A 24925-nucleotide genomic window follows, 5' to 3' on the forward strand; every position below is an offset into this window, starting at 1 on the left:
TGGTGGCTCATGCGAACGACAGCTCCTTCTTGTTGCCCAGGATGCCCTGGGGCCGGAAGATCATCAGCAGCATCAGGGCCACGCCCACAAGGATGTAGCGGATCTGGCCTGCTTGAGAAATGGTGATGAAGGTGATGTACCCGGATTCAATGGCGCCGTAAAGCACGCCCTGGGTCAGGGACAGGATGGCCCAGAAGATCATGGAGCCCAGGACCGGGCCCAGGACGGTGGACATTCCGCCCAGAAGAAGGGCGGTGTAGAGGTAGAAGGTGAGTTCCGTGCCGTAGTTCGCCGGCTGCACCGCATCCCGGGGGAGGGTGAAGATAATGCCGGCGAGGGTGCCCAGCAGGCCACCGATAATCAGTGCCTGCATTTTGTAGGCATACACGTTTTTTCCCAGGGCGCGGACGGCGTTTTCATCTTCGCGGATGCCCTTGACGACACGGCCCCAAGGGCTGCGGATAAGCATCCAGACCAGGAGGCAGGCGAGAATCACCATCACCCAGGCCACGATGCGGATCCATAGGTCCCGCTCGTTCATCGAGACGGGGCCGAGGCTGTAGGAGCCGGCCGGGATCGGATTGAGGTCGTAGAAGCTGCCGGTAAACGCGGCGAGGCCGTTGGCAGATCCCGTTACCGGAGTCATGGAGTTGGTGGTGACGATGTACCGGATGATCTCGGCGGCTGCAATGGTGACGATTGCCAGGTAATCCGCACGGAGGCGAAGCGTGGGTATGCCCAGGATGACGGCAAACACTGCGGATGCCAGCAGGGCGATCAGCAGCGCCAGCGGCAGCGGGGCGTTAAAGGACAGGATAGGTATGGCGAAACCGTACGCACCGACGGCCATGAAGCCTGCCTGGCCGAAGTTCAGCAGTCCGGTGTAGCCGAAGTGCACGGCCAGGCCGAGGGCGGCCAGCGCGTAGGCGGCCGTGGTGGGGCTGATGATCTCGTTGAAGGCACCGAGAAGAATATTGGCGAAATCCATCTGTAACTAAGCCCCTAACCTATGCGCTCGCGGCGGCCGAGGAGTCCCTGCGGCCGGACCAGCAGGACAAGAATCATGATGACCAGGGCGCCGACGTATTTCAGGTCCGCCTCCAGCCAGAGGGTGGAGATTTCCACGAAGAGACCCACCAGGACGGAACCGACCAGTGCGCCGAAGACCGTGCCGAGACCGCCGAGGGTCACACCGGCGAAGATCAGCAGCAGGATCTGCTGGCCCATGTTGAAGGAAACACCCGGTCGGTAGTACGCCCAGAGGATGCCGCCCATGGCGGCAAGGGCTCCGCCGATGACCCAGACGAGCCGGATGACCCGGTCCACGTCAATGCCCGACGCCGCGGCCAGGGCGGGGTTGTCCGCCACGGCCCGGGTGGCCTTGCCGATCCGGGTGCGCAGCAGCAGGAGCGCGACCACCAGGATGACGGCCAGGCTGACGATCAGGGACACCAGGGTATTCCGGGGAATGGACACGGGTCCGAGTTCCAATATCGGACTCTGGGAGCCCGGCAGCTGCTGTGTACCGCCCCCAAAGAAGAACAGCACGGTGTAGCGGACCGCCACGGCCAGGCCGATGCTGACGATCATCATGGGCACCAGGCCCGTGCCGCGGCGCCGCAGCGGTTTCCAGATCCCGGCGTCCTGCACGTAGCCAAATGCCGCACCGCCCACTACCGCCAGCGGAAGCGCGACCCAGAGCGGCATGCCCAGTGAGGCGAAGGCGAAGGCCAGGATGGCGCCCAGCGTCACCATTTCTCCATGTGCGAAGTTGGTCAGGCCGGTGGTGCCGAAGATCAGCGAGAGCCCAACGGCGCTCAGCGCCAGCAGGAGTCCGAAGCTCAGGCCCGCCACGGCGCGCTCGAGAAGCAGGGACCCGAAGCTTTCCTCCTGCAGCACGATGCCTTCACCCAGCAGGAACAGGGTGGTGATGTTGGTGGTGTTGGCGAAGGTGACGGTGCGCGGGTTCTGCTGGCCTTCCGCCAGGGCGACACCGTCCGGAAGGGTGGATTCGTCCAGCTCCACTTCATACGCGCCCTGCTGCGGGACGCCGATGGACCAGGAGCCGTTTGCGCCGGTGACGGCTTCGCCCTCGTACCCGTTGCCGGTCGCGGTGATTTTCACCCCCTCCAGCGGAGTGCCCTCATTCTTGATGACGCCGCTGATCCGGTCGCGGTAGTCCGCCCCGTCTGCGGGGGCGGGACTGGTGGCTGACGGCGAGGCGTCAGGCGTTGCAGTTGTTGCGGACGCGGCTGGAGCCGCGAGCAGCAGGGCAGCAAACATTGCTGCCACGGCCGCTAGCATCCCCAGATAACGGGTCAGCGCCGATGTTCTTACCAAGTTTTGAAACCTCCACGCAGGGCTGCGGAACCGAAGGAACGGCGCGCAGGCGGGCAGATGTGACACAGGTCACCGATTGGAGAACATGGTACCTACAGAATGTTTCCGGCAGTGACCTTTCTCCCGGCGTGCATGTCGCAATCGGGTAACGACTCCGTTGCGGCAACGCAAGCGAAGCCTTCCCCCGTGGGGACCGGCGGTACCAAACTGTTACCGCCAGGCGGCAGTTCCGCGGGAATCCGCCGCCCCCTGTGCACGTTGTACTTGGTAGGCTGGGCTGAAACAGCCCCCAGATGGAGGACAGATTCAATGGCACTTGGCGGAAATCCGGTATTCAACGGAAAAAACTTCCGTTCCCAGACCCGCGGCGGTACCGCTACGGGCTCCCTGGCAACAGATAACAGCTACATGACCCCCCAGCAGCTGCAGGATCTTTACACGGCACCTTCGGCGAAGCCGTCCGACATGGGCCGCATGACCTACGACGACGTCATCATGAAGACGGTGTTCTGCCTGGCGATGGTCCTGGTGGGTGCCGCAGTTCCGACCTTCCTGCTGCCGGGAATGGGCGGCGGACTGATGATCCTGGGCGCCCTGGGCGGTTTCGTCCTGGGCCTGGTGAACTCCTTCAAGCGTGAGCCGGTTCCCGCACTGATCCTGGCCTACGCCTTCCTTGAAGGTATGTTCCTCGGCGGTCTCACCGCTGTCCTGGACAATGCCTACCCGGGCGTCGGCCTGCAGGCAGTGCTGGGCACGCTGGCAGTCTTCGCGGTCACCCTCGTGCTGTTCCGCAGCGGTAAGGTGCGCGCCACTCCCAAGGCCGTCCGCTTCTTTATGATCGCCATCATCGGCTACGCGGTCTTCTCGCTGCTCAACGTCGGGCTGATGATCTTCGGCGGCGTGCAGGACCCGTGGGGCCTGCGGGGCAGCGTGGAGATCTTCGGGATTCCCCTGGGCGTCTTCATCGGTGTCCTGGCCATCGGCCTGGCAGCGTTCTCGCTCATCATGGACTTCACGTCCATTGAGCAGGGCGTCAAGGCCGGCACCCCGGAGCGCTACTCCTGGACCGCTGCGTTCGGCCTGACCGTGACGCTGGTGTGGCTGTACGTGGAGATCATCCGTCTCCTGTCGATTCTCCGAGGCAACGACTAGACGTTCCCGGCGACGACACATCGGTAGTACTACCGGAAGGACCGCAGGCACTGCCTGCGGTCCTTCCGCCGTTTAAGAGGCTGGACTCTGGGCACCCTCCTCCTGCAGACGTACCATGGCCGCTGGGGGACCGGGAAAGGGGGCTTCGATGGCCGAATCTGAGCGGCAGCCGGTGGTCGAGGAGCTCGTTGCCGCCCTGTTGGCCGGAACGGATACCGAGGTATTCCTGTCCGTTGCCGCCGGCGTTGCTGCCCGACGGCTGGGCCTGTCTGCACCGGACGGCTGTTCGATCGCCGTGGAACGAAGCCGGCGGCCGCTGCTCACCGTCCGGACCCCGGGAATACCGGCAGCCCGTGCAGAGCATGGTCCAGGCAGCCCGGGCGGGACGGTGCTTGGCGGCGGACCCGACGTCGTGGTGACGGATCTGGGCGCGGAGCAGCGTTGGCCCGGGCTGGCCGAGGCAGCCGATAACGGAATCCGGTCGGTTGCCGCCGTCGCCCTCCCGCTGGAGGGGGACCGCGGCGTCCTCAGCTGCTATTCGGCGCGGATGCACGCGTTCGGCCCGGGCGAGATTGCCGGTGCGCGTGCGGTTGCCGCCGAAACGGCCAAGGTTCTCCGGCTGGCCCTGCAGATAGATGCGCAGGCCAACCGGGCGGCGAATCTCCAGGCCGCCCTGGAATCGCGGACGGTGGTGGACCTGGCAGCGGGCATCATCATGGGGCAGAACGGGTGCAGCCAGCAGGCCGCAATCGACATCCTCCGCAGCGTCTCGAACAGCCGCAACATCAAAATCCGCAATGTCGCGGCAGGCGTGGTGGCGGCCGTCAGCGACCGGGTCAACACGCATTTTGATGAGTGACGGCCAAGCGCACGGGTAAGATCGGGTGGCATGAACGCAACCGGCAGCGCACCGGCGGAGGCCAGCCCGGCCACCGGTGCGCAGTATGAAATCAGCCGCGGCAATGCCCGCGCCGTCATCGCCTCCCTGGCCGGCGCGCTGCGCCGGTACACGGTGAACGGGGTTGATCTGGTGCAGACGTATCCGGACAACGCCATACCCCCGTCCGCCAACGGGGTGCTGCTGGCACCTTGGCCCAACCGGACGGCAGACGGACGCTGGACCCTGGCGGGGAAGACCCAGCAGCTGGACATCACCGAGCCCTCCCGCGGGCACGCCAGCCACGGCCTGCTGCGCAATACCGGTTACACGGTCCGGGAACAGGTGTCGGGCGCCGTGGAACTCAGTGCGGAGATCTTCCCGCAGCACGGGTATCCCTTCCACCTCACCCACCGTGCGCGCTACAGCCTGGACGACGACGGCGGCCTGCGGGTGCAGCAAAGCCTGACGAATGTGGGTTCCACGGCCGCTCCCGTTGCCCTCGGTGCCCATCCCTTCCTTCGGCTCGGCGATGTACCGACCGAAGACCTGGTGCTCACAGTGTCCGCGTCCACCGTGCTGACTGTTGATGAGCGGCTCATTCCCAACGGGCGGCAGGAACCAACCGGAGCGGCGGACCTCCGCGGCGGGGCCCGGGTAGGGGATCTGGCACTGGACAGCGCCTACACGGACCTTTCGTTCGATGAGGCAGCCCCCGGCACGCACCGGCATACGCTCACCGCGCCGGACGGACGAACGGTGAGTCTCTGGACCGGAGCCGAATGCGGTTACGTCCACGTTTTCGTCACCGACAAGTTCCCCGGGGAGCGCCGGGCGGTGGCCCTGGAACCGATGACTGCACCGGCCAACGCCCTGAACTCGGGGGAGGGGCTGGCCTGGCTGCCTCCGGGCCAGGTCTTTTCCGCTCATTGGGGCATCCGCGCCGAGCTGGACCCGGCGTGAGGTAACAGCGGGGGATAGCCACGTAAAGAGGGGTCCCGGCCCTCGCCCGGTATGGAAAGATGGCCCCATGAAACCCCATGCGCGACGCACAGCGGCGCCCCGCGCGCTGCAGGCGGCGGCGGCGAATTCCAACCGCAACAACGACGAGGTCCCCTTCGCCCTGCGGGTCAGTGCCGCCTGGGCCTGGCGCCTCGGCATTGTCCTGATCGTCGGCGCCGGGCTTATCTGGATCCTCAGCCACTTCTCGCTGCTGATCATTCCGCTGATGATCGCCGCCCTGCTGGCCGGGCTGCTGTCACCGGTTTCGAGTTGGCTGCGGCGGAACCGGCTCCCCGGCGGCCTGTCGGTTGCCGTGACCATCGTGGCCTTCCTCGGCGTCGTTATCGCTGCCCTGACCTTGGTGGGACGGCAGCTTGCCCTCGGGTTCCGGGACCTCTGGGGAGAAACGCTTGCGGGGGTCCGCCAGATCCAGGGCTGGCTGTCCGACGGTCCGTTGAACATCACCGCCGGTGACATGGACTCGCTGTTCAACGAAGCCACCACCACGCTGCAGGACAATTCGGCGAACATCCTCTCCGGCGCCCTGAGCGTGGGCAGCAGCGCCGGGCACTTCGCCGCCGGCATCCTGCTGACCCTCTTCGCCTTGGTTTTCTTCCTGCTGGACGGCCGCCGGATCTGGGAGTTCACTTCCGGACTGCTGCCGCGCCGGGCAAGGCCCGCCGCCTACGGAGCCGGCATCCACGGCTGGGAATCCATGGTCAACTACGTGCGGGTGCAGGTGGTGGTGGCGCTCATCGATGCCATCGGCATCGGCGGCGGCGCAGCCCTCATCGGTGTTCCCCTCGCCCTGCCTCTCGCGGTTTTGGTGTTCCTGGGCTCGTTCGTTCCGTTGGTCGGTGCGTTTGTCACCGGCTTCGTGGCCGTCCTGCTGGCATTGGTGGCAAACGGCGGAGTCAACGCGCTGATCATGCTGGGCATCGTCCTGCTGGTCCAGCAACTGGAATCCCACATCCTCCAGCCGCTGGTTATGGGCAGGGCCGTCTCCCTCCACCCCCTGGCCGTGATCCTGGCAGTTACGGGCGGCACCCTCGCCGCGGGGGTTCCCGGAGCCCTGTTTTCAGTGCCGCTGCTGGCCATTCTCAACACGATGGTCCGCTACATAGCGGCCCGCGGCTGGGAGGACGACCCGGCTATGGACCCGGAGGGGCAAGAGAACGACGACGGCGATAACCCTGCGTCGGCGGAACACGGTTCCGACACGGAGGATACGTTGGCTACAAAGGAAGAGCGCCGCCCATGACCGATCTGTCGCAGTTGCCCGTCACCCTGGATGATATCCGGGCTGCGGCAAAGCTCCTCGACGGAGTCATTGCCCACACCCCCGTCGAGTCATCACGGGCGCTGGCCCGCGAAACCGGTGCACCGGTGCACCTCAAATGCGAAAACCTCCAGCGGGCAGGGTCCTTCAAAGTCCGCGGTGCCTACGTGCGCATGGCCAAGCTGTCCCCTGCGGACAAAGCCCGGGGCGTGGTGGCCGCCTCTGCCGGCAACCACGCACAGGGCGTGGCCGTGGCTGCGGCGCGTCTGGGCATTTCCGCCCGGATCTACATGCCGCAGGGAGTGGCGCTGCCCAAGCTGGCCGCCACCCGGGGGCACGGCGCGGAAGTCATCCTTCACGGCCATACCGTCGACGAGGCCCTGGCAGAGGCCCAGCGGTACTCCGACGAAACGGGCGCCGTTTTTGTCCATCCGTTCGACAACGTGGACGTGGTGGCAGGGCAGGGGACTATCGGCCTTGAGCTCCTGGACCAGATACCGGACCTGGACACCGTGCTGATGGGGGTGGGAGGCGGCGGCCTCCTCGCCGGCGTCGCCGTCGCGATTAAGTCGCGTGCACGGGAACTGGGCCGTGAGATCCGGATCATCGGGGTGCAGGCGGAAAATGCAGCCTCCTATCCGCCCTCGCTGGCCGCTGACGCACTGGTGCCCCTCACCAGGGTCAGCACCATAGCGGACGGCATCGCCGTCGGGCGGCCCGGACAACTGCCTTTCTCGATCATCCGTGAACTGGTGGACGATGTGGTGACCGTGAGCGAGGATGCCCTTGCCCGCGCGCTGATTTTCCTCCTCGAGCGTGCCAAGATGGTCGTGGAACCGGCGGGGGCCGTGGGAGTGGCTGCGCTGATGGAAGGGAAGATAGAGAATCCCGGAAATACGGCGGTAATCCTGTCCGGCGGCAATATCGACCCGATGCTGATGCTGAAGGTCATCCAGCGGGGACTGGCGGCTGCGGGCCGTTACCTGGTGGTCCGCATCCTCCTTGACGACCGTCCGGGGTCGCTGGCAACCATCTCCCGGATCATCGCGGAATCGGACGCCAACGTCACCGGAGTGGACCACACAAGGGTAGGAGGATCAATCAGCATGGGAGACGTAGCGATCACCATCAACATGGAAACAAAGGGCCACGAGCACTGCGAACTGGTGCTGAAGAACCTGCGCACTGTTGGATTCCAACCCGTCGTACTGGCCGGCTAAGCCATGTTTGCCTCTCGTGCACGCACCGCCCTGGCCGGGTCGCTCCTGTTCGCCGCCGTGCTCTGGGCGGTCTACCTGCTCACGCTGCTCTTCAAACCGGTCCTCTTTCCGCTGCTGGGAATCCTGCCGAGGCAGCTTGAGGGGCTCGACGGCGTGGTGTTCGCCCCGCTGCTCCACGCCGGAACGACGCATCTCCTGGGCAACACGCTGCCCTTGATCGTCTTTTCGTTCCTGACCCTGCTGGAAGGGGTGCGGCGGTTTGTCGCGGTGCTGGCCATTTCCTGGCTGTGCTCGGGAATCGGAGTCTGGCTGTTCGGCAGCGGGCTGACCGTAGGCGTCTCCGGCGTGGTGTTCGGACTATTCGCGTATCTGATCGTCCGCGGCTTCTACAACCGCAACACCGGCCAGATCCTGCTCAGCGCCGTGCTGTTCCTGATGTACGGATCAATTCTCTGGGGCCTTTTCCCCACCGCACTGGGCGTCTCCTGGCAGGCGCACCTGTTCGGGGCAGCGGGCGGCGTGCTGGCCGCCGTCGTGCTGCGGCACGACCGCCGGGCATCAACGCAAAAGCGGGCCCTCCCGTAGGAGAGCCCGCCACCATCGAACCGGGGAAAACCTACCCGGTGTAGGGCTTGGCGGAGATGATTTCTACGGAGATGTTCTTGCCGTTCGGCGCGGTGTAGGTAGTGCTGTCCCCGGCCTTGAGGCCCTGGATGGACGCACCCAGCGCAGACTTTTCACTGTAGACGTCGATGTTGCCGTCGCCGGCGATCTCGCGGCTGCCCAGCAGGAAGGTCTCCACGTCGCCGGCGACGCGGGCTTCCACCAGCATGCCCGGCTCTACGACGCCGTCGTCGGCCGGAGATTCACCAACTTGTGCACTTTCAAGGAGCTGCGTCAGCTGCCGGATCCGGGCCTCAGCCTTGCCCTGTTCCTCTTTGGCTGCGTGGTAGCCGCCGTTTTCCTTGAGGTCGCCCTCGGACCGCGCCTGCTCGATGCGGGCCACGATTTCGGTCCGACCGGGGCCGGACAGGTGATCCAGTTCCGCCTTCAGGCGGTCGTAAGACTCCTGCGTGAGCCAGGCGACAGATGCGCTGTTGGTTGACACGGGTATCTCCTTATATAAACGTCCGGGCCATCGTTTGGTCCGGCATGGCTGAATGCCCGCCGGCCGGATTGGCCTGACAAGCAAAGACCCCGCCGGGCGGAGACCAACTGGTTTGGAATGTCTACCAAAGACCAGCCGGACACCTGGGCGGGGCATGTCGTAAGTTCCCATAGTAGTTTGCCCGCGCACATAACCCAATATGCCGGGCGGGACGTCTTATGGGGCTTTAGCCCTCATCCACTATCCAGCAGGAGGACACGCCGCCGGTCACCGCCGGGGAGTCCGTGCGGAGTTCAACCCGCTGGGTGCTGCTTTCCGGAGCATCCGGTCCCAGGACCACCGTCTTCCAACCCACGACGGCGTAACTTTCGTTGAGCGCCTGGATGGCGCAGGCAGCGGTGCTGCCGGCGGATTTGTCGACCTTGAAATCCACCGTCACGCGGCCGTCCTCTGGCAAGGTGTAGCCCACATCCTTGGACGTGACCGTTCCGGTGGAGGCGGGGATGTTCATCCACGCCGCGGCCACTACGCCGGCGGTCACCGCGGCCGCCGTTCCGATGATCCGCGCCCGCCGAGACAAGCGCCGGTTTGGAGCGCCGTAGCGATTGGCTAATCTGGACTCGGACGTGGAAACGTCCGGCTGATGGGGTGCCGACGTCACGGGCTGACCTTCCGAAGTGCTCACAGGCCCATTTTAGCTTCTCGATTCCACCGCTGTTTTCCGCTTACCTCAGGAGTTGCCTTGTCTGCCCGCGAAAGCACCGATTCCCGGCCTACCGCCCCGCTGCGCCTGCTCGCGGTGCATGCCCACCCCGACGACGAGGCCAGCAAGGGCGCGGCCATGATGGCCTCCTACGCCGCTGCCGGCGTCGAAGTGATGGTTGCCACCTGCACCGGAGGGGAACGGGGATCCATCCTTAACCCCGGTGCCGAAGATGATCCCGCCGGCAAGCGGGACCTGGCCGGACTGCGCCGGCGTGAAATGGCTGCTTCACAGGCGGCCCTGGGGATCCAGCACCGCTGGCTTGGATTCGCCGATTCCGGCCTGCCCGAGGGGGATCCGCTGCCGGACCTGCCCTTCGGCTGCTTCGCGCTGCAGCCGTTGGAACGGGCTGCGGCACCCCTGGTGAAGCTGGTCCGCGAGTTCCGTCCGCACGTCATCATCAGCTACGACGAAAACGGCGGCTACCCGCACCCGGACCACATCATGGCCCACAAGGTCGCCGTGGAGGCGTTCGCCGCGGCCGGCGATCCGGAGCGGTACCCCGGGACAGGGTCCGCGTGGGAGCCGTCGAAGCTCTACTACGACCGGGCCTTCAACCCGGAGCGGTTCCGTGCCCTGCACTTTGCCCTGGAAGAAGCCGGCCTGCAGTCCCCGTACGCCGAGCGGATCGCCGCCTGGCAGGAAACCGATGCGGAAGGCCACCAGCCGCCCGCTCCCACTCATGCGACCACCACGCAGATCGAGTGCGGCGACTTCTTCGAAGTCCGGGACGAAGCCCTGCGCAGCCACCGCACGCAGGTGGATCCGAACGGCTTCTTTTTCGCGGTCAGCCCGGATCTGCAGCGCAAGGTCTGGCCCTGGGAGGACTACTCCCTGATTGAGTCGCGTGTGGAAACCGAACTGCCGGAAACCGACCTGTTCGCTGGCATACGATAGACCCTAGGAACGTAGGTTCCGCCGCAGTATTGGCTAAAAGAGAGATATACCGTGAACTTCCTGTACAGCCTGGCTACGGCCGCCACCCCGGCACCCGAGGAGTCCCTCGCGCCTGGAGTTGCCGCAGAAGACGTCACCCCGGGCACGCTGGGGTTCCTCTTCACGCTCTTCGTGGTGATTGCGATCATTTTCCTGATCCGCGATATGACCAAACGGATCCGCCGGGTCCGGTACCGCGAACAGGTGCTGGCCACCCAGGAAGCCGCCGAGCGCGACGCCTCCGGCCGGCCGGATCCCTCCCGGACGGCGCTTCCCATGGACAAGGCCGTGGATGATCCCGCGGACCGCGACACCACGTGGGACCACCTGCGGTAGCGGGAATGCCATGGCTGAAAGACTGAGGAACCAAGCGTCGGCCTACCTCCGCCAGCATGCGGACAACCCCGTCGACTGGTGGCCCTTCGGTGAGGAAGCCTTCGCTGAAGCCCGGCGCCGGAATGTTCCCGTCTTCATCTCCGTGGGTTACGCGGCCTGCCACTGGTGCCACGTCATGGCGCACGAATCGTTCGAGGATGCCGCCACGGCGCAGTACCTGAATGAGAACTTCGTGTCGGTGAAGGTGGACCGCGAGGAACGTCCCGACGTCGACGCCGTGTACATGGCAGCGACGCAGGCACTGACCGGCCAGGGCGGCTGGCCGATGAGCGTGTTTACCCTTCCGGACGGCCGCACCTTCTATGCCGGCACCTATTTTCCGCCCCGGCAGCTGCAGGGCATGCCGTCCTTCCAGCAGGTCCTGGAAGCTGTTTCCTCCGCCTGGCGGGACCGCCCGGCCGAAGTCGAAGCAAGCGCGGCGCAGATCGCCGCCCACCTGGCCTCCGCCCAGGCGGGAAACCGCCGGCTGATCGGGAGCCTCGAGGTGACTCCCGAATCCGGTCCGCTCTCGGGCGAAGTGCTCGAGGCCGCGGTGGACGCGGTTCTGGAACAAGTTGACCAGCGTTTCGGCGGCCTGGGCGGTGCACCGAAGTTCCCGCCGTCGCCCCTGCTGCGGTTCCTGCTGGTATACGGATCGACTGACCGGCCGGCCGCCGGCGCCGCCGCGTCCGTGGCTGACCGCACCCTGGAAACCATGGCCCGCAGCGGACTGTACGACCAGCTCGAAGGCGGCTTCGCCCGGTACACCGTGGACCGGGCCTGGGCCATTCCGCACTTTGAGAAAATGCTCTACGACAATGCCCAGCTGCTGCGCCTCTACGCACACTGGAGCCGCTCGGCACCCACGGAGGACCAGCGGAAGCTTGCGCTGCAGGTAAGCGCCGATACTGCAGCCTGGCTGGCCAAGCGGCTGCGCGTGGAGGGGGGAGGATTCGCGTCCTCGCTCGACGCGGATACCCTCGTGGACGGGCACCGCCGGGAAGGCGCCACCTATGTATGGACTCCCGACGAGCTCCGCACTGTCCTGGCCGATTCCGGCGCCGACGCCGATGCGGTCCTTTCCCTGCTGGACCTGGAAACCGGCCGAATGGCGGAGGGCGGGTCCACCCTGCACTTCGGCCGCAGCCTGGAGCCTGAGGAGGAGCTGCTCTGGCAGCGGATCCGGCCCGCCCTGCTGGCGGTACGGGACCGGCGGCCCCAGCCGGACCGCGACGACAAAGTGGTGGCAGGGTGGAACGGGCTGGCCATCGCGGGCCTGGCCGACGCCGCGCTGGCCCTCGACGACGCCGGAGACGCGGGGGACAAGGCAGCAGGCCTGCTGGACCTGGCACGGGACGCCGCGGAATACCTGCTGCGCGTCCACTACCGCAACGGTCTGCTGTCCCGGGTGTCCCATGCCGGCACCGCCTCCGGCATTGAAGGCCTGCTCGAAGATTATGCCGGTGCGGCCGAGGGGCTGTTTGCGCTCTTCGCCGCCACCGGTGAGGAACAGTGGTACCACGCGGCAGAGGAGCTGGTCCTGGCCGCCGAGCAGCGCTTCATCGTGGACGGGGTCCTGCAGGACACCGCTGTACGCACGGACCAGCTGGCAGCCGCGCAGGGATCGCTCTCAGCAGCGGATCCGATGGACGGCCCCGCTCCCAGCGGCACAGCGCTGTTTGCCGGCGTGCTGGTGACGTATGCGGCCTATTCCGGTTCCTCCCGGCACCGCGCGCTCGCAGAAGCACTGCTGGCCCACGTCCAGCTGGTGGCGGCACGGGCCCCGCGCGCAGGCGGGTGGGCGATGTCCGTCCTCGTGCAGGCGCTGGAGGGACCGCGGGAACTGGCCGTCACGGGCAGCGATCCTGTGCTGGTGCGGCAGCTGCTCCGGGCCGGGCGGGCAGCGGGCGGTCCCGCCGTCGTCGTGGCCAGCGGACCCGGTGGGGAGACGGCGGTGCCGCTGCTGCGTGACCGGCCCGCACCGGACGGGGGAGCCTTGGCCTACCTGTGCCGCGGGATGGCCTGCAACCGCCCGGTATCCGACCCGGAGGACCTGGCGGCCCAGTTCAGCGCGCTGCGTTCCTAGCCGGTGACCGAGCGGACGGCCATCATGATGGCGATGTAGTGGGCGGCGAATCCAGCCAGGGTAAAGGCGTGGAAAATCTCATGGAAGCCGAACCAATCCACCGAGGGATTGGGCTTCTTCATGGCGTACATAACGGCACCGGCAATATACATGGCACCACCCACGCAGATGAGGATGGCTGACGTCGGGTTGGCTGCGTAGAAATCCGGAATGTAGAACAGCGAGGCGCAGCCCAGGGCAATGTACACGGGCGTGTACAGCCAGCGGGGAGCATGCAGCCACAGGAGCCGGAACGCGACACCGACCAGGGCGCCGGCCCAGATGATCGACAGCAGGGTCACGGCGGTGTCCCGGGGCAGCAGGGACCAGGCCAGCGGGGTGTATGAGCCGGCAATGACCAGCATGATGTTGGTGTGGTCCAGGCGCTTGAGCACCGTTTTCACCTTCGGGGACCAGTTGCCGCGGTGGTAGACGGCGCTGGTGCCGAACAACAGCACGCCGGTGAAGGCATAGATTGCGGAGGCGATCCGGGTGTCGGTCGTCGGAGCGAGGACTACCAGGATGATCCCGGCCGCCAGCGCGAGGGGAGTGGCACCGGCATGCAGCCAGCCGCGCAGGCGGGGCTTGATTTCCAGTTCTTCGGCTACTGCTTCAACCGCGTTTTCCAGGGGGCCGGGTGCGGCCTTCGATTCCGGGTCGTGCTGGGCTGGAACCCGAGAGGCAGGGGCGGAAAATGGTGACGAATCCATAACGGAAATTCTAACCTACGTTCGGGTAACTTATGGATGGGTAAGCCCGTGCCCGCTCCGATCTGCGCTTCGGCAAGCCAAGCTAGCGGTAGCCTAGGAGAAGATTTTTATCCTTTGGGCAGACCCGGGGTAGCGGGACCATTTGGTGGTGCCCGCTCCGGATCCCAGGTACGTGAGGCAAACAATGAAATTCCCCGGTGTTGTCTACGCCTACTACGAGCGTAAGCTGCGGCGGTCCCTGATTGGAGACCGCATCCCCGAACACATCGGGGTAATGGTGGATGGAAACCGGCGGTGGGCCAAGCTCGCCGGCGCGCCTACCAGCGACGGGCACCAGGCAGGAGCGGACAAGATCCTGGAGTTCCTGGGCTGGTGCCAGGAACTGGGTGTGCGGATGGTGACCCTCTACATGCTGTCGACGGACAACCTCAACCGTGACGCGGACGAGCTGGAACCGCTGCTGGATATCATCGGCAACACCCTGGACCGCCTGGGCGAAGAGGGCAACCTGCGGGTCCAGCCGGTAGGGGCCCTGGAGATCCTTCCGTCACGGCTGGCCAAACAGCTCACGGAGCTTGGCGAAAGCACCGGCGACGCCGACGGGCTGCATGTAAACGTGGCCATCGGCTACGGCGGCCGGCGGGAAATCGTCGACGCCGTCAAGGAACTCCTGCGGGACGCCGAAGCCGAAGGCAAGGGGATCGCGGAAGTCACCGAGGAAATCTGCGACGCCAAGATTTCCGAATACCTCTACACCCGCGGCCAGCCGGACCCGGAACTGGTCATCAGGACCTCCGGTGAGCAGCGACTCTCCGGCTTCCTGATGTGGCAGAGCGCCTACAGCGAGTTCTACTTCTGCGAAGCGCTCTGGCCGGATTTCCGCCGGGTGGACTTCCTGCGTGCCCTGCGCGACTACGCCAGCCGGCAGCGGCGCTTCGGCTCCTAACGGGTTACCAGGACACAGCCGCCAACGGCCGTGTCCTGCTGCGGGGCTGAGGCCTGCGGGCGTACTTTGGTGCTATCGGCCCGGCTGAGGCAGCGGGCGGAACATCCAACGCAACAGCGAGATGGAATATATCCAGCGACCGGGGCCCTGGGGCGCCCCTGACGGGAGTTCCACGTGGCAGCTGAACAGCAAGTACAGGAGCGGGCCAGCTTTGTGCTGGATACCTCGGTGCTATTGTCCGATCCGCGGGCGATCCTCCGCTTCGCCGAACATGAAGTAATACTTCCCCTGGTGGTCATCACCGAACTGGAGCGCAAGCGCCAGGATCCCGAGCTTGGGTATTTTGCCCGGAACGCGCTGCGGCTGCTGGACGACCTCCGGGTCCAGCACGGCGGGCTCGGGGCACCTATCCCGTTGGGGGAGAGCGGCGGCACGCTGCGGGTGGAACTGAACCACATCTCCACGGACGTGCTGCCCGCGGGTATGCGGGGCAGCGACAACGACAGCCGGATCCTCGCCGTGGCCAAGAGCCTGGCCGACGGCGGCCGGAACGTGACAGTGGTGTCCAAGGACCTGCCCATGCGGGTGAAGGCCTCGGCGATGGGACTGGCAGCGGATGAATACCGCAACGAACTGGTCCGGGATTCGGGCTGGACCGGAGTGGCGGAACTGGAAATCTCCGACGCCGATATGGCGCTGCTGTACGACCACCAGCCGCTGCTGATCCCCGAAGCCGCGGACCTGCCCGTCAACACCGGAACGGTGCTGATGGCCGGGCGGGCGTCGGCGCTGGGGCGGGTGGGCGCGGATAAGCGGCTGCGGCTGGTCCGGGGGGACCGGGACGTCTTCGGGCTGCATGGACGGTCGGCCGAGCAGCGGCTGGCTATCGACCTGCTGATGGACCGGGAGGTGGGCATTGTCTCGCTGGGCGGCCGGGCAGGAACGGGCAAGTCCGCGCTGGCCCTGTGCGCCGGGCTGGAAGCGGTGCTCGAACGCGGGGAACACCGCAAGGTGATGGTGTTCCGGCCGCTCTACGCCGTGGGCGGCCAGGAGCTTGGCTATCTGCCCGGCACTGAGTCCGAGAAAATGGGCCCCTGGGGCCAGGCGGTCTTCGACACCCTCGAGGCACTGGTCTCCGTGGAGGTGGTGGAGGAGGTCCTGGACCGCGGCATGCTCGAGGTGCTGCCGCTGACCCACATCCGGGGCCGTTCACTTCACGACGCCTTCGTGATCGTGGACGAGGCACAGTCCCTGGAGAAGAACGTCCTGCTCACGGTCCTGTCACGGATCGGACAGAACTCCAAGGTGGTCCTGACCCACGACGTCGCCCAGCGGGACAACCTGCGGGTGGGCCGGCACGACGGCGTGGCCGCCGTGGTGGAGACGCTCAAGGGCCATCCGCTCTTTGGACACGTGACGCTCACCCGGTCGGAGCGCTCGCCGATTGCCGCGCTGGTGACCGAGCTGTTGGAGGAAGGACAGATCGGCTAGCTTTTCCACAGCCGCCGGCCCGGCCGCCTGAACCGGCCGGGCCTGGGGCTACGGTGGTCCCATGGTGGGCATCCTGGCGGGCTATTGGGCAGCGGGCACAGGCGGTGGAAGCGGTGGTTTAGGTGGATCCGTTGCCGCGGTGCTCCTAGCTGCTGCGCTCGCCTGGTTTGCGGCCGTCGCCGTCCGGCTGGCCCTGATCGACATCCGTACCCGCCGCCTGCCCAACGCCGTGGTTCTGCCGTCCTATCCGGTAGCCGCCGTGCTGCTGGCCGGTGCCGCGCTGGCCGGCGGGGAACCGGAGCGTGTCGGCGCAATGCTGCTGGGGGCCGCTGCGCTGTGGATCGGGTTTTTTGCCCTGCGGCTGCTCAGCCCGGCCGGAATGGGCTTCGGGGACGTCAAGCTTGCCGGACTGCTGGGCCTCTATTTGGGATTTCTCGGCGCCGGCCACGTCCTGGCAGGGGTGGTGGCTGCATTTGTTTTCGGCGGACTCTGGGGGCTGGCGTTGATCCTCACCCGGCGGGGAACGGCGTCGTCAACGGTGGCGTTCGGCCCGTTCCTGCTCCTGGGAGCCGCCGTGGCCATGGCCGCCCCTGCCCTACAGTAGAAGCATGCCTACCCCTGATTTTGTCCTGTCCCTTCGGAAGCGGATAGGACATGATCCGCTCTGGCTTCCCGGTGTCACGGCCGTCGTGTTCAACGTGGAAGGACAGGTGCTGCTGGGCCGCCGCGCGGACAACGGACGGTGGGCCCTGATCACCGGAATGCTCGAGCCGGGGGAGGAGGCCGGGCCGGGAACCGTGCGTGAAGTCGAAGAGGAAACCGGTATCCGGGCCGAACTGGAGCACCTCATCCACGTCGGCGCCCACGGGCCGGTTACCTTCCCCAACGGAGATGTCTGCTCCTTCCTTAATCTGGCCTTCAGCTGCCGGTACGTTTCGGGAGAGGCTCGGGTGAACGACGACGAGTCCACCGATGTGGGCTGGTACCACCTGGATGCCCTGCCGCCCCTGAGCGAACGGCACCGAATGCTGATTGACCTGGCCCTGACGGCCGACGGCGTGCCGGTCTTCGAACGCTGAGCCGCTGACAACCCAAACAGTGAAGGGCCGCCCCGCAGCAGCGGGACGGCCCTTTCGCCGGTTAATGAAGCGAAGCTGCTACTTCTCCCGGTAGGGGTTCTCCGGAGCCTGCAGCGGAGCCTCTGAAGCTTCCGTACGGCCGGTTTCCTTGAGCGCGGCCAGGCGTTCGGCCTCCAGCCGGTCCGCCTCCGGACCGGCGACGGCTTCACCGCGGGCCACCATCCCGGCGACGTCGGACAACGGAATCTGCTTCAGGAAGAGGGCCAGGACCAGTGCGATGACCAGGAACGGGATCAGGTACCAGAAGACAGGGGCCAGGGAATCGGCATAAGCGGTGACAATGCCGTCCCGGATCGGTTCCGGCAGGTCATTCATGACGGACGGCTGCAGGGTCGCGGTGGCCTCGCCCGCAGCGGAAGGATCGAAGCCGGCCTTGGTGAAGACCTCATGCAGGTTCTCGGAAAGGCGCGAGGTGAACATGGCACCGAAGATGGCCACGCCCAAGGCGGCGCCGACCTCGCGGAAGTAGTTGTTGCTGGACGTCGCGGTGCCGATCTGGTCCACTGGAACGGAGTTCTGCACCACCAGGACAACCACCTGCATGATGTAACCGAGCCCGGCGCCAAAGACGAACAGCTGCGCGCAGATCACCCAGACCGGGGTGTCCGCCGAGAGGGTTGTCATCCACAGCATGGCAGCGATCACCAGTGCCGCACCCATGATCGGGTACTTCTTGTAGGTGCCGTGCTTGGTGATGGCGAGGCCGGAATAGATCGAGGTACCCATCATGCCCACCATCATCGGCAGCATCAGCAGGCCGGAAACGGCTGCAGAGGTGCCGGTGGACATCTGCAGGAAGGTCGGCACGAAGGCAAGGGCGGCGAACATGCCCATACCCAGGGTGAAGCCGATGGCCGTGCTGTTGACGAAGATCGGGTTCCGGAACAGGCTCATCGGGATGATCGGGTCCGCGACGCGGTTTTCCACCATCACGAACAGGACTGCGGCAACCAGCATCCCCGCGCCGCAGGCCAGCGTCAGCGGGTCGGTCCAGCCGCGCTCGTCGCTGCCGCCGAAGTCCGTGAAGAAAATCAGGCAGGTGGTGGCAATGGAGAGCAGCACCACGCCGCCGATATCGATCCGTTTCGTTGCCTTCTTGCTCGGCAGCGTCAGGGTGAAGAAGGCGATCAGGAAGGCAACGATGCCGATCGGGATGTTGATGTAGAACGCCCACTGCCAGGTCATGTGGTCCACGAAGAAACCGCCCAGCAGGGGGCCTGCGACGGCGGACAGACCGAAGATGCCGCCGAGCGGGCCGAGGTACTTGCCGCGCTGGTCGGCCGGCACGATGTCCGCGATGATGGCCTGGGACAGGATCATCAGGCCGCCGCCGCCGAGGCCCTGAATGGCCCGGAAGATCACGAAGCCCCAGAAATCGGTGGCGAAGGCACAGCCGACGGAGGCCGCGGTGAACAGCACAATGGCGAACAGGAACAGGTTGCGGCGGCCCAGCACGTCACCGAACTTGCCGTAAATGGGCATCACGATGGTGGTGGCCAGCAGGTAGGCGGTGGTGATCCAGGTCTGATGCTCGACGCCGCCCAGTTCTCCCACGATGGTGGGCATGGCGGTGGAAACAATGGTCTGGTCGAGGCTGGCAAGCAGCATGCCGGCGATCAGGGCGGAGAAGATGATCCAGATGCGCTTCTGGGTCAGCAGGAGCGGCCCGGAAGCACGTTCGGCGGTGGAGGTCATTTACGTGTCCTTGGCGGTATCGGCAGCGGAGGTGGATGCAGGGCGGGGATCCGTCGGTTCGACGGGGAGTGGAGACGCAGTCGAAAACACTGCGATTGCGGCATTGACCTCGGTGACGAGGGTGCTGCGGTAGGAATCGGTGTTGGCCGGATCGAAGAAGCGGAGTCCGGCGCGCTGGACCAGTGCTCCGAAGACGGCAACCGTTGCCCGGACCCGCGGGTCATCGGCCGGCAGGGATTCACGGGCGGCCAATATCCGTGCAAAGGCTTCCTCGGTCTCCTGCGACCCGTGCATGGCCTTCGAGATAAGGCGGGGTTCGGCGCTGACGGCTTCCTTCAGCTGGGCCATCTCCGAGCGGGACATGGCCATGCGCTCGGTCATGCCGACGGCCAGGTCCACGAAGTCCGCCACCAGGGCAGGGGAGATGCCTTCGCCGTTGGAACCGGCTCCGCCGTCGATAAAGCGCTGGACCAGATCCTCCGGAAGGTCATCAGCGGGCGAACCCAGGATGGCGTCTTCCTTGGCGGGAAAGTAGTTGAAAAACGTCCGGCGGGAGATGCCGACCTGTTCGCACAGTTGCTCGACGGTGAAGCCGTTGACGCCGTGGGCGGCGGTCAGCGCCCGGGCCTGCGCCGTGATGGCGGCCCGGGTGGCCGTACGCTTGCGCTCGCGCAGGCCGCAGTCTTCTGTTGCACTATTCGGCATGGAGTAAAGTTTTGCACTCTGTGTCGGTAGGTGCAAATTTCCGGTTTGCCGGGGAAAACAAAGGAGCGCCCGGGAATCCGGACGCTCCTTCGGCGGGCCTGCCGTGCTGGGACGGCGGTGCTCCTTAGGCCTGCGGCGGCTTCGTCATGGACAGGACGTCAAGGGCCTTGTCCAGCTGCTCAACCGTGAGTTCGCCGCGCTCGACGTAGCCGAGATCCTCGACGGCCTGGCGGATGGTCTTGCCTTCCTTGACCGAGTACTTGGCGATCTTCGCAGCGTTTTCGTAACCGATGAACTTGTTCAGCGGAGTCACGATGGACGGGGAAGCCTCGGCCAGGTAGCGGGCGCGCTCGACGTTGGCTTCGATGCCGTCGATCATCTTGTCCGCCATCACGCGGGAGGAGTTCGCCAGGAGCCGGATGGATTCGAGCAGGTTCGCGGCGATCACCGGAATGCCCACGTTGAGTTCGAAGTAGCCGAAGGTTCCGGCCCAGGCCACGGCGGCGTCGTTGCCCACTACCTGCGCGGCGACCTGCAGGACGGCCTCGGAGATGACGGGGTTGACCTTGCCCGGCATGATCGAGGAGCCCGGCTGCAGGTCAGGGATGGCAATCTCGCCCAGGCCGGTGTTGGGGCCCGAACCCATCCAACGGAGGTCGTTGGCGATCTTGGAGAAGGACACGGCGATGGTGCGCAGCATGCCGGACACCTCAACCAGTGCGTCGCGGTTGGCCTGTGCTTCAAAGTGGTCCCGTGCCTCGGTCAGCGGCAGGCCCGTGTCAGCGGCCAGCAGCTCGATCACGCGCTGCGGGAATCCGGCAGGAGTGTTGATGCCGGTGCCGACGGCGGTGCCGCCCAGCGGGACTTCGGCCACGCGGGGCAGGGATGCCTGCACGCGCTCGATGCCGTAGCGCACCTGCGCGGCGTAGCCGCCGAATTCCTGGCCAAGGGTGACCGGGGTGGCGTCCATCAGGTGGGTACGGCCGGACTTGACGACGTCCTTGAACTCTTCGGCCTTGCGCTCCAGGGACACGGCAAGGTGCTCGAGGGCGGGGATCAGGTTATTGATCAGGGCGGACGTGGCAGCAACGTGCACCGACGTCGGGAAGACGTCGTTGGAGGACTGCGAGGCATTCACATGGTCGTTGGGGTGGACGCTGGTCTCGCTGCCGGCTTCCTTCAATGCCCGGGTGGCGAGCTCGGCGAGGACCTCGTTGGTGTTCATGTTCGAGGAGGTGCCGGAGCCCGTCTGGAAGATGTCGATCGGGAACTGGTCATTGTAGGTGCCGGCGGCGACGGCGTCGGCGGCCTTTTCAATGGCCCGGGCGCGCTCGTCGTCGAGCACTCCCAGTTCCGCGTTGGCAGTCGCGGCGGCCTTCTTGATCCGGGCGAGCGCTTCGATGTGCGAGGGTTCCAGCGTGGTGCCGGAAATGGGGAAGTTCTCGACCGCGCGCTGGGTCTGGGCGCGGTAGAGGGCGGAGGCCGGAACGCGGACCTCACCCATGGTGTCGTGTTCGATGCGGTATTCGGAGGTGTCAGAAGTCATGCCCCCAAGCCTAATGTCCGAAGGCGCCGCAGTGATAACTGCTACTTGGGCAGCACCGAACGCAGGACGGCGGGGTGCTCGAGGGCGCCGAAGCCGGAGACGAGCTCCGCGTTGCCTTCCGCCAGCCGGTAGGACAGGCCGATGACGGCAACTTGACCTTCCTCCACTGCCGCGGAAATGAGGCGGGAACTTTCCACCAGGCGTTCCGCGGTCTGCTTGGTGTGTTCAACCACCATGTCATTGACTTCGTGCAGGTTCTTGCGCTGCGCCGCCAGCACGGACGGAGTGATCCGCTCGACGAGGGTGCGGACGTAGCCGGTGGGCATTTCGCCCGTGTCCACGGTGGCTTTGGCGGCAGTGACGGCGCCGCAGTTGTCATGGCCCAGCACCACAATGAGGGGCACGCCCAGCGTGCCTACGCTGTACTCCAGCGAGCCGAGCACGGCGTCGTCAATGACCTGTCCGGCGGTGCGGACCACGAATGCGTCCCCAAGACCGAGGTCGAAGATGATCTCGGCGGCGAGGCGGGAATCCGAGCAGCCGAAAATCACTGCAAACGGGTTCTGCCCCTCAACCAGCGAACTGCGCCGGGGTGCGTCCTGGTTGGGGTGGCTGGCGGTGCCGGCCACGAAACGTTCGTTGCCTTCGCGCAGCTTCTGCCAGGCCTGGGCGGGTGTGATGATCTTTTCGCTCGCTGTTTCCACGGTATCGAGGTTACTCCTATGGGGACGGGCGGGGCCTAAACGGGCACGCCCGCAGCCGCCGCGGTCAGTTGCTGCGAAGTTCGCGGACCACGTGGTCGGCCAGGACATCGAATTCCGCCAGGTCGGCGGAACCGGTGAGGATCACGGTTTGCCCGTCGATCTCCGCGACCAGCGTTGAGTCCGCGTTGGAGGAATCGCGCAGCTCCCAGGTGACTCCACCTGCCGGCCGTTCACCGGACACGGTTGAATCGCCGCTGTGTTCGAAGATCCAGGTGGGATTGGCGGCGTTGGTCTGTGTCAGGGAGATGAACTCGGTATCCGGAGTGACATATCCGACTTCCCAGTTCGGGACGCCGTTGTTGGTCCCGGCGTTCCAGCGGGCGTAGTTGGCACTCCAACCGTCCGGAAGCTCCAGAGCCAGCGGCTGGTAACCGGCGTCCCCGGCAGCCTGGTTGGCAGCGGCAGCAACATCGACGTTGCGGGCCTGCATCTTGGGTGCGGGATTAAGCAGCACCGGCACCAGGCACAGTGCCAGCGTGAGCCCGGTGGCGATCAGCATGCCTATCACGGTGGCATTGGCCCGCTTGGCCTGCTTGGCGGTCAATACCGGCGTTACGGGTTCATCGGTCTGCTGGGGATCGGGCTGCGTTTCACTCACCCATCCATAATCTCTTATTCGGAAGCGATGTCCTACTCCGAGTAGCGCACCGCCGCGGAAATCCGCTGGCTGAGGTGGTGACGGGAGGCACGCAGACTATGATCGGACAAAGGCCACCCGCTTTCGGCGGTGTCCGCAGACGTTTACAGCAGAGTTTTACATCATAATTTCGAAGATGAGGTTTGACGTGTCCAAAGGTGCCCAGTACTCCACACTTTCCCCCGCATTGGCAGTCGGGGACTCCGAGCCGGACCGCAACCTGGCCCTGGAACTCGTCCGCGTCACCGAGGCGGCGGCCATCGCCGGCGGCCACTGGGTGGGCTTCGGCGACAAGAACGCGGCAGACGGTGCTGCCGTGGACGCCATGCGTTCACTCATTTCCACCGTCCATTTCAACGGCGTGGTAGTGATCGGCGAAGGCGAAAAAGACGAAGCGCCGATGCTCTACAACGGCGAATACGTCGGTGACGGCACCGGAGCCCTGTGCGATGTCGCGGTGGATCCGATCGACGGCACCCGCTTGACTGCCCTGGGCATCAACAACGCCCTTGCCGTGCTGGCCGTCGCGGAGCGCGGCACCATGTTCGACCCCTCGGCGGTCTTCTACATGGAAAAGCTGGTCACGGGGCCTGAAGCCGCGGACATGGTGGACCTTCGCCTTCCGGTGAAGCAGAACCTGCACCTGATCGCCAAGGCCAAGGGCAAGAAAATCAACCAGCTCAACGTGATGATCCTGGAGCGGGACCGGCACAAGCCGCTGGTACAGGAAATCCGCGACGCCGGTGCGCGCACCCGGATGCTGATGGACGGCGACGTTGCCGGCGGCATCGCGGCCGCTCGCGAAGGCACCGACGTCGATGCCCTGATGGGCATCGGAGGCACCCCCGAGGGCATCATTACGGCCTGCGCGATCAAGACGCTGGGCGGCGTCATCCAGGGCCGGCTGTGGCCGACCTCCGACGACGAGAAGCAGAAGGCCATCGACGCCGGACATGACCTGGACCGCGTGATGTCCACCAATGACCTGGTCACGAGCGACAACTGCTACTTCGCCGCCACCGGGATCACCGACGGCGACCTGCTGCGCGGCGTGCGCTACAAGAAGGACCGGGTCCTGACCCAGTCGATCGTGATGCGTTCCAAGTCCGGCACCATCCGCGTGGTGGACGGCGAGCACCAGGCACACAAGTGGGAGTCCTACGCCCGCTCCAACTAGGCGTTCCTGACACAGTTGATGCTGCCTGGCTTCCGTCCGCAGGCAGCATCAACTGTTTACCGGGCTTCCTTTACGGAAGCCGACGTTCCCGGACCGCCCGGACACGGAAAACCACGGTGACTGCGGCTACCACCACGGCGGCGGCAACGGCGGCGACAGCGGTGGGAACCGATTCCAGCCCTCCGTTCAGCCGGGAAACGGCGATCCAGGCCAGCCCCCACACCAGCGACGCCGCCGGGGCAAGACGTCCGCGTCCGGCTGCAGCCAGCCCGGCGCCCACTCCGGCAGCCACGGCGAGCACACCGCAGGCCCAGACTTCCGGAGCAATACCGAATCCCCGGAATCCCTCGGCAGTCAGTGCCGAGGCCGTATTCGCGGCGGTGGCTACGCAGACCCAGCCCAGATACAGGCCAAGGGCTCCGTCCACGGCGATGGCTTCGAGCCAGCCGGACGCCCGGGTGGCGGCGTAGCGGCGGAAGCACAGGGCCAGGACGGCGAGCAGCAGCACAATCACCACAACGCTCAGAATGACCGCGCCGGCCTGGACGGTGAGGATCCAGGCGGCGTTAAGCACCAGCGAGGCGGCGACCAGCCAGCCCAGGGAGCGCTGCCGGTCCGACGTCCGCTGGGACGGGAACCACTGGTAGACGGTGTAGAGGCCCAGGCCCGTGTAAATCACTGACCAGATCGAGAAGGCAGAGCTGGCCGGTGCGAGGTACGTGGCGTCTGCGCTGAGGGCGCCGCCGGCCGCCTCTGCAATGGGTGTGCCGCCGAAGACACCCACGCCGATCATCGAACCGACAATGCAGGCCGCGAAACAGATACTGACGGTGCTGAGGCGGGCCAGGTCCGATCCGCCGGAATTGGTCCGAGACGTCCGGGTGTTGGGTGTGTAGGAACTCATAGTTGACCGTAACAAAGCAGCCAACCGCCCGGCA

At 65.9% G+C, this 24925-nt stretch carries 25 protein-coding genes; 14 read left to right on the forward strand and 11 right to left on the reverse strand.

From position 1 onward, the window contains the following. Positions 1-7: 7 nt before the first annotated feature. Together LJ760_RS15605 and LJ760_RS15610 are read right to left on the reverse strand one after the other, a co-directional pair. Positions 8-988: a branched-chain amino acid ABC transporter permease gene (locus LJ760_RS15605; RefSeq protein WP_227924241.1), complete on the reverse strand. Its 981-nt coding sequence runs from the start codon at positions 986-988 to the stop codon at positions 8-10. A 14-nt stretch (positions 989-1002) separates the two neighbouring features. After that, positions 1003-2304: a branched-chain amino acid ABC transporter permease gene (locus LJ760_RS15610; RefSeq protein ID WP_227924377.1), complete on the reverse strand. Its 1302-nt coding sequence runs from the start codon at positions 2302-2304 to the stop codon at positions 1003-1005. Positions 2305-2649: 345 nt separating this feature from the next. Here LJ760_RS15610 and LJ760_RS15615 point away from each other — a divergent pair, with 345 nt between their 5' ends. The 6 genes from LJ760_RS15615 (at position 2650) to LJ760_RS15640 (ending at position 8455) form a co-directional block, all read left to right on the forward strand. Continuing rightward, entirely contained in the window at positions 2650-3492 is an 843-nt protein-coding gene (locus LJ760_RS15615) for a Bax inhibitor-1/YccA family protein (protein ID WP_227924242.1), read from the forward strand. 148 nt (positions 3493-3640) lie between these two features. Continuing rightward, positions 3641-4351 carry a GAF and ANTAR domain-containing protein gene (locus LJ760_RS15620; protein WP_227924243.1) on the forward strand — a complete coding sequence of 237 codons (711 nt, stop codon included), beginning with the start codon at positions 3641-3643 and terminating at the stop codon, positions 4349-4351. Between the two features lie 30 nt (positions 4352-4381). After that, positions 4382-5332 carry an aldose 1-epimerase family protein gene (locus LJ760_RS15625; RefSeq protein WP_227924244.1) on the forward strand — a complete coding sequence of 317 codons (951 nt, stop codon included), beginning with the start codon at positions 4382-4384 and terminating at the stop codon, positions 5330-5332. 67 nt (positions 5333-5399) lie between these two features. Then, positions 5400-6632 carry an AI-2E family transporter gene (locus LJ760_RS15630; RefSeq protein WP_227924245.1) on the forward strand — a complete coding sequence of 411 codons (1233 nt, stop codon included), beginning with the start codon at positions 5400-5402 and terminating at the stop codon, positions 6630-6632. Continuing rightward, on the forward strand, positions 6629-7870 hold the full coding sequence (ilvA, locus tag LJ760_RS15635; RefSeq protein ID WP_227924246.1) for a threonine ammonia-lyase: 1242 nt from the start codon (positions 6629-6631) through the stop codon (positions 7868-7870). Before LJ760_RS15630 ends, ilvA begins: the two co-directional genes overlap by 4 nt. 3 nt (positions 7871-7873) lie before the next feature. Then, complete coding sequence (locus LJ760_RS15640) at positions 7874-8455, forward strand: rhomboid family intramembrane serine protease (RefSeq protein WP_227924247.1); 582 nt, start codon at positions 7874-7876, stop codon at positions 8453-8455. Between the two features lie 31 nt (positions 8456-8486). On the opposite strand, the gene greA is transcribed toward LJ760_RS15640, so the two are convergent. Together greA and LJ760_RS15650 are read right to left on the reverse strand one after the other, a co-directional pair. Continuing rightward, positions 8487-8978: a transcription elongation factor GreA gene (gene greA / locus LJ760_RS15645; RefSeq protein WP_227924248.1), complete on the reverse strand. Its 492-nt coding sequence runs from the start codon at positions 8976-8978 to the stop codon at positions 8487-8489. A 226-nt stretch (positions 8979-9204) separates the two neighbouring features. Beyond that, complete coding sequence (locus LJ760_RS15650) at positions 9205-9663, reverse strand: DUF4307 domain-containing protein (RefSeq protein ID WP_227924249.1); 459 nt, start codon at positions 9661-9663, stop codon at positions 9205-9207. Between the two features lie 57 nt (positions 9664-9720). On the opposite strand from LJ760_RS15650, the gene mca reads away from it, so the two are divergent. Genes mca through LJ760_RS15665 form a run of 3 tightly spaced genes read left to right on the forward strand, consistent with a single transcriptional unit; the run spans position 9721 to position 13138 of the window. Next, entirely contained in the window at positions 9721-10638 is a 918-nt protein-coding gene (gene mca, locus LJ760_RS15655; RefSeq protein WP_227924250.1) for a mycothiol conjugate amidase Mca, read from the forward strand. 51 nt (positions 10639-10689) lie between these two features. Next, positions 10690-11013 (forward strand): hypothetical protein, encoded by a 324-nt coding sequence (locus LJ760_RS15660; RefSeq protein WP_227924251.1) that lies wholly within the window; start codon positions 10690-10692, stop codon positions 11011-11013. Positions 11014-11023: 10 nt separating this feature from the next. Then, entirely contained in the window at positions 11024-13138 is a 2115-nt protein-coding gene (locus tag LJ760_RS15665) for a thioredoxin domain-containing protein (protein WP_227924252.1), read from the forward strand. Here the strand turns inward: LJ760_RS15665 and trhA are convergent. Next, the gene (gene trhA, locus LJ760_RS15670; protein ID WP_227924253.1) at positions 13135-13887 is read right to left on the reverse strand and encodes a PAQR family membrane homeostasis protein TrhA; all 753 of its coding nucleotides are present in this window, start codon (positions 13885-13887) and stop codon (positions 13135-13137) included. The genes LJ760_RS15665 and trhA overlap by 4 nt on opposite strands. Positions 13888-14071: 184 nt before the next feature. On the opposite strand from trhA, the gene LJ760_RS15675 reads away from it, so the two are divergent. The 4 genes from LJ760_RS15675 to LJ760_RS15690 all read left to right on the forward strand — a co-directional run bounded on the left by LJ760_RS15675 (position 14072) and on the right by LJ760_RS15690 (position 17403). Beyond that, positions 14072-14833, forward strand: coding sequence for an isoprenyl transferase (locus tag LJ760_RS15675; protein WP_227924254.1), 762 nt, complete (start codon positions 14072-14074; stop codon positions 14831-14833). Positions 14834-15007: 174 nt separating this feature from the next. Then, entirely contained in the window at positions 15008-16324 is a 1317-nt protein-coding gene (locus LJ760_RS15680; protein WP_227924255.1) for a PhoH family protein, read from the forward strand. Between the two features lie 61 nt (positions 16325-16385). Beyond that, entirely contained in the window at positions 16386-16928 is a 543-nt protein-coding gene (locus LJ760_RS15685) for a prepilin peptidase (protein WP_227924256.1), read from the forward strand. Positions 16929-16932: 4 nt separating this feature from the next. Continuing rightward, positions 16933-17403, forward strand: coding sequence for an NUDIX hydrolase (locus LJ760_RS15690; protein ID WP_227924257.1), 471 nt, complete (start codon positions 16933-16935; stop codon positions 17401-17403). Between the two features lie 78 nt (positions 17404-17481). Here the strand turns inward: LJ760_RS15690 and LJ760_RS15695 are convergent, their stop codons facing one another. From LJ760_RS15695 to LJ760_RS15715, 5 genes are all read right to left on the reverse strand, one after another. Then, positions 17482-19158, reverse strand: coding sequence for an MDR family MFS transporter (locus tag LJ760_RS15695; RefSeq protein WP_227924258.1), 1677 nt, complete (start codon positions 19156-19158; stop codon positions 17482-17484). Then, positions 19159-19863 (reverse strand): TetR/AcrR family transcriptional regulator, encoded by a 705-nt coding sequence (locus LJ760_RS15700; RefSeq protein WP_227924259.1) that lies wholly within the window; start codon positions 19861-19863, stop codon positions 19159-19161. A gap of 124 nt (positions 19864-19987) precedes the next feature. Beyond that, a complete protein-coding gene (locus LJ760_RS15705) occupies positions 19988-21409 on the reverse strand; it encodes a class II fumarate hydratase (protein WP_227924260.1) in 1422 nt (473 codons plus the stop codon). A gap of 41 nt (positions 21410-21450) precedes the next feature. Further along, complete coding sequence (locus LJ760_RS15710; protein WP_227924261.1) at positions 21451-22113, reverse strand: carbonic anhydrase; 663 nt, start codon at positions 22111-22113, stop codon at positions 21451-21453. 64 nt (positions 22114-22177) lie between these two features. Next, entirely contained in the window at positions 22178-22771 is a 594-nt protein-coding gene (locus LJ760_RS15715) for a DUF4245 domain-containing protein (RefSeq protein ID WP_227924262.1), read from the reverse strand. Between the two features lie 175 nt (positions 22772-22946). Here LJ760_RS15715 and glpX point away from each other — a divergent pair, with 175 nt between their 5' ends. After that, positions 22947-23987: a class II fructose-bisphosphatase gene (gene glpX / locus LJ760_RS15720; RefSeq protein WP_227924263.1), complete on the forward strand. Its 1041-nt coding sequence runs from the start codon at positions 22947-22949 to the stop codon at positions 23985-23987. 70 nt (positions 23988-24057) lie between these two features. Here glpX and LJ760_RS15725 read toward each other — a convergent pair whose 3' ends face one another. Further along, complete coding sequence (locus LJ760_RS15725; RefSeq protein ID WP_227924264.1) at positions 24058-24891, reverse strand: tryptophan-rich sensory protein; 834 nt, start codon at positions 24889-24891, stop codon at positions 24058-24060. Positions 24892-24925 lie beyond the last annotated feature (34 nt).

Origin of the sequence: Arthrobacter sp. zg-Y895 (assembly GCF_020731025.1) — a bacterium.
Classification (GTDB): Bacteria; Actinomycetota; Actinomycetes; order Actinomycetales; family Micrococcaceae; genus Arthrobacter_B.